This is a genomic window from Pseudoalteromonas sp. SR45-5, from assembly GCF_014163565.1.
GTDB classification, from domain to species: domain Bacteria; phylum Pseudomonadota; class Gammaproteobacteria; order Enterobacterales; family Alteromonadaceae; genus Pseudoalteromonas; species Pseudoalteromonas distincta.
The window spans coordinates 1-8,546 of record NZ_JACJDN010000107.1; the positions used below are offsets into that span (position 1 = coordinate 1).

Consider the following 8,546-nt stretch of genomic DNA (forward strand, 5'->3'; position numbering starts at 1 on the left):
TTTGGAAGATTTAAAACCGAAGTTTTATTTAACTCTGTGAGTAGTTCGTGCCTTGCTATGCTTCGGCGTTTCCCGTCTCAGTGGGGTCGCATTATAGGGAGAACAGATTTTTACGCAAGTACTTTTTTAAAGAAAAAGTAAAAAAAGATGCTGTTCGGTCAGTATCTGAACTAAACCCCCTAAAACTGATAGTTTTGTAACCAAACGGTGCCTTTTATGGTACAAAAATGACCTTGCTGATACACTCAAAGCTAATAACTATTATCTAAAAGGTACTAAATATGGCAATCCGTTCTTATAAAGGTGTAACTCCTTCGTTTAATTCGTCTGTTTATATTGATGAGTCATCAGTTTTGGTTGGTGATATTACTTTAGGTGATAATAGTAGTGTTTGGCCTTTAGTAGCAGCCCGAGGCGATGTTAACTATATACGTATTGGTAAACGCTCCAATATACAAGATGGCAGTGTATTGCATTTATCTCGTGCAACTAAAAGCAATCCAGATGGTTATCCACTTATTATAGGTGACGATGTAACTGTAGGTCATAAGGTAATGCTGCACGGATGTGTATTAGGGAACCGTATACTTGTAGGTATGGGCGCTATTATTATGGATAACGTGGTTGTTGAAGATGATGTAATTATTGGCGGCGGCTCTTTAGTGCCACCAAACAAACGTTTAGAGTCTGGTTACTTATATGTAGGAAGCCCAGCTAAGCAAGCCCGCCTTCTTACAGAGCAAGAACTTGCCTTTTTAAAAATATCTGCCGATAACTATGTATCACTTAAAGATGAATACTTAGCTGAAATAGCTAACTTAAGTTAATAAGCTTACTTCAATTTGACCTGCCGAGTTATAGCTCTCTTCTTCGATGAGTTCCTCGGCACGTTCTTCGTAATCAAAACGATATTTCTCAAAATACTCTGTTGCATGGCTTTCGTCAGTTAATTTAAGTGTATTTACTTCTATTACACACTCCACCAGCATGCCACTAACTTGTGCAAAAAATACTAACTGATGATCGGGCTCTCTAAATTCTAGCCTATCTATAAATTGTATTGCCTGATTCATTTAAGCACCCCTTGTTTAAGCGCATCCACTACGGGAAGTATTTTTGGCATTTTATTACGCCATAGATAATATGCTTGAGCAGCTTGACCAACTAACATTCCGCTACCATCTAAAAGCTTAGCGTTAATATTATGCTGTGCAACCCAATTCATAAAAATGGTATTTTGCAGTGAATAAAACATGTCATAAGCTACTTCACAGTTAGTTATGTGTTTTTCATCAAGAGCTGGAAGCTCATCATTCATACTGCTAGAGGTAGAGTTTATAATTAGTGAGTAATCGCTTACTGGTAAATCACTAAAGCCGAAGCCAGATACTGGTCCATATTGAGTAAACAGCTCTGCGAGTTCTTTGGCTTTTTGTGCTGTGCGATTAACTATTATTATTTCCTGAGGGTTATGCTCTAACAAAGGTAAAATAACCCCTCGAGCAGCACCGCCCGCACCTATGATTAAAATGCGTTTATTAGTTATGGCTACTTTATTAGCGAGTAAATCATTTACAAAGCCCACACCATCGGTGTTATCACCGAGTAATGTGCCATCATCTCGTTTTTTTAATGTATTAACAGCCCCTACAATTTTAGCTAATGGCGTAAGCTCATCAGCCATTGCATAGGCTTGCTCTTTAAATGGCATCGTAACGTTAGCACCAACACCACCTTGCCCAAAAAAAGACAATACTGTTTTTTCAAAGTTATCGATAGGTGCTAATATTGCGCGATAGTCGATTTGCTCACCCAGTGATACAGCAAATTGTTTATGTATCGCGGGGGATTTTGAATGTTTAATTGGATTTCCAAAAACCGCATATTTGTCCATTTTAAAGCAACCTCTTTGCAGCATAAACTGCCTATTAACGATGATAAATTATATGATTAAACGACTTTTCTCTAAATCTAAGCCAGCTCCCGAGCAACAGGCTCCTACTCCTGAAAAAACACCGTATGAAATAATAGGTGGAGAGAAAGGGGCGCGTGCTATCTCCAATCGATTCTACGACATAATGGAGTCAGATGAATACGCTAAACCGTTATATGATATGCATCCTCTGCCATTAGATCGAATTCGCCAAGTATTTTTTGAATTTTTATCTGGTTGGTTAGGCGGGCCGAACCTATTTACTGAAAAACATGGCCAGCCAATGCTACGTAAAAGACATATGCCTTTTACTGTAGATAAAGCATTGCGTGATCAATGGATGTACTGCATGAATAAAACGCTGGATATAGAAATAGACAACCCGTTGTTACGTGAAGGCTTAAAGCAATCATTCTCTCAACTAGCAACGCACATGATCAATCAACATTAAATTTGTATTTAGCCACAATGCAAAAAAGCGCTGATTAGCGCCTTTTTGATTACTGTGTAATTGTTATAATTGCCATTCTCTGGCTATCAACTCACTTGGTTGACTCGTTAACCACTCTTGCGGGTGTAAGTAATACTGATATAGGTTAGCTTCTGGGCTACTTGGCTCTGGTTTATAATTATATTCCCAGCGTGCAAGTGGTGGCATAGACATTAATATAGACTCAGTGCGCCCGCCACTTTGTAGCCCAAACAACGTACCTCTATCCCACACTAGATTAAACTCAACGTAGCGTCCGCGACGATAAAGCTGAAAATCACGTTGTTGCTCTGTGTATTCATCATTTTTACGGCGTTCAATAATAGGTAAATAGGCATCTAAAAAGCCATTACCAACCGATTGCATAAACGCAAAGCTCTTTTCAAAACCAAGTTCGTTTAAGTCGTCAAAAAATAAACCGCCGACTCCGCGCGTCTCGTCTCTGTGCTTTAAATAAAAATACTCGTCACACCATGTTTTGTATTTTGGATAAACTTCACTACCAAATGGTGCACAAATATCATGAGCAACTTGATGCCAATGCTGTACGTCTTCTAATACTGGATAAAAAGGAGTGAGATCAAACCCACCACCAAACCACCATATTGGCTCTTCGCCTTCTTTTTCGGCTATAAAAAAGCGCACATTGGCATGACTTGTTGGTACATGAGGGTTTTTAGGGTGAATAACTAACGACACACCACACGCATGAAAGCTGCGCCCTGCAAGCTCTGGTCTGTGCGCTGTTGCCGAACCAGGCATTGAAGCGCCAAATACATGAGAGTAATTAACTCCGCCTTGCTCTATTACAGTGCCATTAGTGGATACGCGTGTACGACCACCACCGCCTTCTGCTCGCTGCCAGTTATCTTCTATAAATTTAGCACTGCCATCTGCAGCCTCCAAACCTTGGCAAATAGTGTCTTGCAAAGCCATAAAGTATGCTTTTACTTGATTTAATAATTCGCTTTGCATATTAACCTCTAAATATTTTGCCAGTCATGGCGTCTTTTATTGTGCTTGGTTGAGTATTACCACCTAACGGCTCGTCAACGTAAAAGCCAACTTGTTCTGCAAATTGCGCTTTGGCTTGCTCAATACTAATTACCGTTTCTTGACCGGTTAAGTTTGCACTGGTTGATACTAATGGCTTACCAAACTCTTGGCACAAACGCTTTACTGTTGGATGGTTTGTTACTCTTACCGCGATGGTATCAAACTGCCCTGTGAGCCATTTAGGCGTATTTTTAGATGCAGGCATAACCCATGTAATTGCAGCAGGCCAACTCGAAAAAATATCAGCGCGTTTATCCATTGGTATTTTTGCATCATCTACGTATTTTAATAATTGTCCGTAGTTATCAGCGATTAAAATAAGCCCTTTTTCAACCGGGCGCTGCTTAATAGCTAATAGTGCCTCAACGGCTTGTTGATTATCTGGATCACAACCTAAACCATATACAGCTTCTGTTGGGTATAAAATAACTTCGCCTTGCGTTAAGCATGTTATTGCAGTGGGCGTATTTGAAAGGTCTGACAAAGTAGTCTCCAGATATAATTAAACGTTATTCAGTTGGGGTGAGCTTATGCATGCAGCTTTTTTGTGGGCATTGCAATAATATGCCGTTTGCCATATTTCTTTCTATGACGATAGGCCAGTCACATTCAGGACACGGATGTTCAACCGGTTTATTATTAAGCGTGTATTTACAACTTGGGTAGCAATCACAAGAATAAAATACTTTACCAAACTTATTACTGCGCGCGACTAAATGACCTTTTTTGCATTTAGGGCAACTAGGCAAAGTATCTTCGCTTTGCTTTTCTTCATTTTCGTTAGCAATATAATGACACTCTGGATAACCCGTACACCCAATAAACATACCATAGCGGCCATTTTTAACCACCAGCGGTTTGCTACACTCAGGACATGCAGAATCTTCTAATATTTTGATTTCGTTACTGTCGTGATGTGCCAGCGGCCTAATAAAGTCGCATTTGGGATAACTTGCGCATCCTAAAAAAGGGCCTGATTTACTATTGCGGATCACTAACTCTGAACCACACTGTGGGCATATCTCGTATTCTTTTTCGAGGGCGTGCTTGTTCGCCGAGAAAAGCGAATGGTCGATTTTACTCATGGTGATCCTAATAGGTTGGTGAATTTTCGCCTAATATACCCAAACCACTTAAAGATACAAGCAATGCCGTGCTTATCCTTTTAAGTAATTTGAGTACAATCAAGATAATTATCTCTAATGAAGAAGTTCGTTGGGTTCATCAAAAATCAAATCTTCCATTTGCTCATATGCCTCTTCAGAGCCAGGAACGTTAAACAAGATCATAAGTACAATCCACTTTAAGTCTTCTAGGCTTATAGTTGGTTTATCGAGAGAGGCTAAACAGTCCATTACCATTTCACGTGTTACATTGTTAATTACGCCTATTTGCTCAATAAACATTAAAAAGCCACGACACTCAGCGCTGAGCCTTTGGCATTCACTATCGGTAAATATACGCACAGCATCTTTAGGGTTAGCAATAAGATAAGGAGACTCATCGCTGTGTTGTAAATCGGCTAGTTGCTCTAACCAATCAAGAGCTTTAAATATCTCAGGCTTATTAAAGCCCGCACGCAGTAGCTCATCGGTTAACTCATTTTGCTCTGCAAATATATCCGCTTCGCTATGAATGTAATTTTCAAAAAGATACAAAAGAATATCAAACATATTACCTTCCTGCGCTTAACTTGATGTAACCATCTAAGACTCGCTCAATCTGATCGTCTAATTCTAAATCGAGCAACCTACTGAGTACTTTATCTATTGGCCACTGCGCACGACGCACAATGTCATCTACACTGGTTACTTCAAAGCCAATACTATTTAGAACCTCACATTGAGAATTGGCTTGAATCGGCTGCTCTTTATTAAATACATTATTGTCGTAAGTGAAACTCACCTCATCAAGAATGTCAGCCACGTTTTCTACCAGCTTAGCACCTTGCTTTATTAAAAAGTGACTTGCCTGCGCTAACGGGTTTTTAATAGAACCCGGTACTGCAAATACCTCTTTATTTTGTTCAAGCGCATAGCGTACTGTAATTAACGAACCACTTTTAATTTCAGCTTCAACAATAAGCACTCCTAACGATAATCCAGAAATAATACGATTACGGCGCGGAAAGTTGTGCGCATGAGCAGCTGTGCCTGGTAAAAACTCACTCACCAGCAAACCGCTTTCTAAAACTTGGTTTGTTAATAGTTTATGGCGTTTGGGATAGTAAATATCAACCCCAGTACCAAGCACCGCTATGGTTTTACCTGTACCAGCAAGAGAGCCTTTATGTGCTGCACCATCTATTCCCCGCGCCATACCTGAAGTAACCGTAATACCCGCCAAAGTTAACTCGTATGCAAATTCTGAGGCTATTTCAAGCCCGGTAGGTGTAGCATTACGGCTGCCTACAATTGCAATCTGTGGAGTTGATAATAACGAGACATCTCCCCTGCAAAATAGTAATAAAGGCGCACTGGCAATCTGCCGGAGATCTTCTGGGTAAAGCGGATCAAAAATACAGACAACAGTAATGTTGTTCAGCGCTATTAATTGCTCATAATGACTGACTTGTTGCCAATTGGTGTTGAGTAAATTGCTCGCTTGATTAGCGGTTAACCCAAGCTGTAAAAGCTTGTCATGAGATAAGTCGAATAACGACCCAAGGGAATAGTTTGTAGATAGTGCTAAAAGGGTTTTTATACCCAACCCTTTACACATATAAAAGGCAAGCCAGTGGGCTAGCTTGCCAGATGACTGATCCATGCTCTCTCCTAGAGCACCGACTCGCTACTTCTTAATGAATAACTGCAATATCTCCAATGCGAATTGGGTGCTGGTTTTTAGTTATTAATGCATAACTTACTTTGTCATACACTTTAAAGACAATTAGCTCACCAACTTTTTCTTTAGGCATGGTCCACGTTGTGTTTTGTTCGTCAGACTCATCACCAAATAATTGGCTCACATCAGATAAAAGCTTCTCATATTTACTAGAATCTTCTGGATAACGAGGGCCACGAGGACCATCAATAACCGTTGGTGATTGACGCTCTAGATCTAATACATGACCCGCTTCTATATTTTGTTCACTGCCTAAGTTTAGCACCACAACATCCATTGTGCTGAATTCTCTAACTTCGCGTGGTGAAGCAATAATATTACCTGTTACAGGTTCTGAAGGGCGGTGTATATCAAAGTACGCAGGAAGCATTTGGCCTTCCATTGCCGGCATTAAAAAATCACCTTGCTGAATTTCTCGTTTAACAGACTCAACACGTAATGATGAAGGCACGCCATTTTTCTCATCGCCCGCTCTAAAAGCACGTGCTATACCCACATAAGATGCACGCGTTGCTAACACCTCACCGGTTAAGTCAGTGTAGGGGTCACCTTTATGGTAAATGGCATATGCTTTATGTACTTGTAAGTCGCCTTTAACATATAAAATATGGCCTAGCGTTTGTGTTTTAGTATTTTCGTTTGCACCTAAAATATAAGGTTTACCTTTAATATCGTCACTGTTCATTGCTTGCTCGTAACTGATATAAGGTTTGATCATTTCAAGCGGCAAAGTAGTAATAGCATCACGCCCTTTTGGTGTAATACGACCCTGAGGAGATAGCTTTCTATATCCTTTATTTATCACTAAACGTGGGTTTCCATCTGCATCGTATATCAACGCTAATGCATCACCGGGGTAAATTAGGTGTGGGTTGTCAATTTGTGGATTCATTTGCCAAAGTTCAGGCCATAGCCAAGGCTCATCTAAATAGATGCCAGAAATATCCCAAAGTGTATCGCCTTTTTTTACAACATACTGTTTTGGTGCGTCTTTTTTTATTTTAAGTACATCAGCAACTGCGGGAAACGCAGCGCTTAACGTGAGCATGATTGCAAGTAGTGGAGATTTCATCGAGCTTCCTTGTATTGTTTTTTCATTATTATTGCCCAAAACCTGTTAAAGGTGAACGCGAATGGCTAAAATAAGAGCATACAATACCCTAAATTAAGCACAAGTGAAAAAGGTAACTATGGCTAGGTTAGAAGTTTTAAGATTTCCAGATGAACGTTTACGTACTGTAGCAAAAGATGTTGTACAAGTTGATGACACAGTACGCCAAATTGTAAAAGACATGCTAGAGACAATGTACGATGAAAATGGCATTGGTCTTGCGGCCACGCAAGTAGATATTCATCAACGAATCGTTGTTATTGATGTATCAGAAGAGCGCAATGAGCCACTGGTATTAATTAATCCACAAATCATAAAAAAAGACGGCTCTACCGTTAGCGAAGAAGGCTGTTTATCAGTACCTAACTCGTATGCAAAAGTAGATCGCGCAGAAACAGTAACAGTCGCTGCACTTAACGAAAACGGTGAAGAATTTGTATTAGATGCAGATGAATTATTGGCTATTTGTATTCAACATGAACTAGATCACCTTCAAGGTAAGCTATTCATTGATTACTTATCTCCATTAAAGCGCCAACGTATTCGTAAAAAGCTTGAAAAAGAAGCCAAGTTTGCAGAACAGTAATAAGCACCTTAGGAAAACTCAGTGACTCAACCATTACGCATTATATTTGCCGGTACGCCGGACTTTGCCGCACGTCATTTACAAGCGCTGATACAAAGCGAACACCAAATAGTGGGTGTATATAGCCAGCCAGATCGCCCTGCAGGTCGTGGTAAAAAATTAAAAGCCAGTGAAGTGAAAGAGCTAGCGCTTGAGCACAACTTACCGGTTTTTCAGCCACAGTCATTAAAAAATGATGAAGCACTAGCTGAGCTAACAAGCTTAAATGCCGACATTATGATTGTTGTAGCATATGGCTTAATTTTACCTAAAGCTATTTTAGAAGCGCCACGTTTAGGTTGTTTAAATGTGCATGGCTCTATATTACCGCGCTGGCGCGGTGCTGCACCTATTCAACGCGCAATTTGGGCAGGTGATGAACAAACCGGCGTAACAATAATGCAAATGGATGAAGGGCTAGATACCGGCGATATGCTACATATAAGCCGCTGCCCTATTAGCACAACAGAAACTAGCGCAAGCTTAT

Annotated in this window: 12 protein-coding genes; 4 read left to right on the top strand and 8 right to left on the bottom strand. The window is 40.1% G+C overall.

What is annotated here, in order from left to right:
- Nucleotides 1-281 precede the first annotated feature (281 nt).
- On the top strand, nucleotides 282-827 hold the full coding sequence (locus tag H5072_RS06190) for a gamma carbonic anhydrase family protein (RefSeq protein WP_182693014.1): 546 nt from the start codon (nucleotides 282-284) through the stop codon (nucleotides 825-827).
- Here the strand turns inward: H5072_RS06190 and H5072_RS06195 are convergent.
- Entirely contained in the window at nucleotides 819-1,073 is a 255-nt protein-coding gene (locus tag H5072_RS06195) for a DUF1488 family protein (protein ID WP_004335144.1), read from the bottom strand. The two genes, H5072_RS06190 and H5072_RS06195, sit on opposite strands and share 9 nt — an antisense overlap.
- A complete protein-coding gene (gene aroE / locus H5072_RS06200) occupies nucleotides 1,070-1,894 on the bottom strand; it encodes a shikimate dehydrogenase (protein ID WP_182693015.1) in 825 nt (274 codons plus the stop codon). Before aroE ends, H5072_RS06195 begins: the two co-directional genes overlap by 4 nt.
- A gap of 52 nt (nucleotides 1,895-1,946) precedes the next feature.
- Here aroE and H5072_RS06205 point away from each other — a divergent pair, with 52 nt between their 5' ends.
- On the top strand, nucleotides 1,947-2,384 hold the full coding sequence (locus H5072_RS06205) for a group II truncated hemoglobin (protein ID WP_004335148.1): 438 nt from the start codon (nucleotides 1,947-1,949) through the stop codon (nucleotides 2,382-2,384).
- 63 nt (nucleotides 2,385-2,447) lie between these two features.
- Here H5072_RS06205 and hemF read toward each other — a convergent pair whose 3' ends face one another.
- The 6 genes from hemF to H5072_RS06235 form a co-directional block, all read right to left on the bottom strand.
- Nucleotides 2,448-3,398, bottom strand: a complete 951-nt coding sequence (hemF, locus tag H5072_RS06210; protein WP_182693016.1) for an oxygen-dependent coproporphyrinogen oxidase — start codon at nucleotides 3,396-3,398, stop codon at nucleotides 2,448-2,450.
- Between the two features lies 1 nt (nucleotide 3,399).
- Complete coding sequence (locus H5072_RS06215) at nucleotides 3,400-3,963, bottom strand: L-threonylcarbamoyladenylate synthase (protein ID WP_004335153.1); 564 nt, start codon at nucleotides 3,961-3,963, stop codon at nucleotides 3,400-3,402.
- 25 nt (nucleotides 3,964-3,988) lie between these two features.
- Nucleotides 3,989-4,564, bottom strand: coding sequence for a type I DNA topoisomerase (locus H5072_RS06220; protein ID WP_004335155.1), 576 nt, complete (start codon nucleotides 4,562-4,564; stop codon nucleotides 3,989-3,991).
- A 114-nt stretch (nucleotides 4,565-4,678) separates the two neighbouring features.
- On the bottom strand, nucleotides 4,679-5,152 hold the full coding sequence (locus tag H5072_RS06225; RefSeq protein WP_182693017.1) for a DUF494 family protein: 474 nt from the start codon (nucleotides 5,150-5,152) through the stop codon (nucleotides 4,679-4,681).
- A gap of 1 nt (nucleotide 5,153) precedes the next feature.
- Complete coding sequence (dprA, locus tag H5072_RS06230) at nucleotides 5,154-6,245, bottom strand: DNA-processing protein DprA (RefSeq protein WP_182693018.1); 1,092 nt, start codon at nucleotides 6,243-6,245, stop codon at nucleotides 5,154-5,156.
- Nucleotides 6,246-6,276: 31 nt separating this feature from the next.
- Nucleotides 6,277-7,395: a LysM peptidoglycan-binding domain-containing protein gene (locus tag H5072_RS06235; protein ID WP_004335161.1), complete on the bottom strand. Its 1,119-nt coding sequence runs from the start codon at nucleotides 7,393-7,395 to the stop codon at nucleotides 6,277-6,279.
- Between the two features lie 118 nt (nucleotides 7,396-7,513).
- Here H5072_RS06235 and def point away from each other — a divergent pair, with 118 nt between their 5' ends.
- Nucleotides 7,514-8,020 carry a peptide deformylase gene (def, locus tag H5072_RS06240; protein ID WP_004335162.1) on the top strand — a complete coding sequence of 169 codons (507 nt, stop codon included), beginning with the start codon at nucleotides 7,514-7,516 and terminating at the stop codon, nucleotides 8,018-8,020.
- 21 nt (nucleotides 8,021-8,041) lie between these two features.
- Nucleotides 8,042-8,546, top strand: a 505-nt coding sequence (fmt, locus tag H5072_RS06245) for a methionyl-tRNA formyltransferase (protein ID WP_182693019.1), incomplete at its 3' end; no start/stop codon positions are given.

What these genes read in the sequence shown, in the direction of transcription:
- H5072_RS06190 (WP_182693014.1), top strand. Translation starts at nt 282, where the DNA reads ATGGCAATCCGTTCTTATAAAGGTGTAACTCCTTCGTTTAATTCGTCT.
- H5072_RS06195 (WP_004335144.1), bottom strand. Translation starts at nt 1,073, where the DNA reads ATGAATCAGGCAATACAATTTATAGATAGGCTAGAATTTAGAGAGCCC.
- aroE (WP_182693015.1), bottom strand. Translation starts at nt 1,894, where the DNA reads ATGGACAAATATGCGGTTTTTGGAAATCCAATTAAACATTCAAAATCC.
- H5072_RS06205 (WP_004335148.1), top strand. Translation starts at nt 1,947, where the DNA reads ATGATTAAACGACTTTTCTCTAAATCTAAGCCAGCTCCCGAGCAACAG.
- hemF (WP_182693016.1), bottom strand. Translation starts at nt 3,398, where the DNA reads ATGCAAAGCGAATTATTAAATCAAGTAAAAGCATACTTTATGGCTTTG.
- H5072_RS06220 (WP_004335155.1), bottom strand. Translation starts at nt 4,564, where the DNA reads ATGAGTAAAATCGACCATTCGCTTTTCTCGGCGAACAAGCACGCCCTC.
- H5072_RS06225 (WP_182693017.1), bottom strand. Translation starts at nt 5,152, where the DNA reads ATGTTTGATATTCTTTTGTATCTTTTTGAAAATTACATTCATAGCGAA.
- dprA (WP_182693018.1), bottom strand. Translation starts at nt 6,245, where the DNA reads ATGGATCAGTCATCTGGCAAGCTAGCCCACTGGCTTGCCTTTTATATG.
- H5072_RS06235 (WP_004335161.1), bottom strand. Translation starts at nt 7,395, where the DNA reads ATGAAATCTCCACTACTTGCAATCATGCTCACGTTAAGCGCTGCGTTT.
- def (WP_004335162.1), top strand. Translation starts at nt 7,514, where the DNA reads ATGGCTAGGTTAGAAGTTTTAAGATTTCCAGATGAACGTTTACGTACT.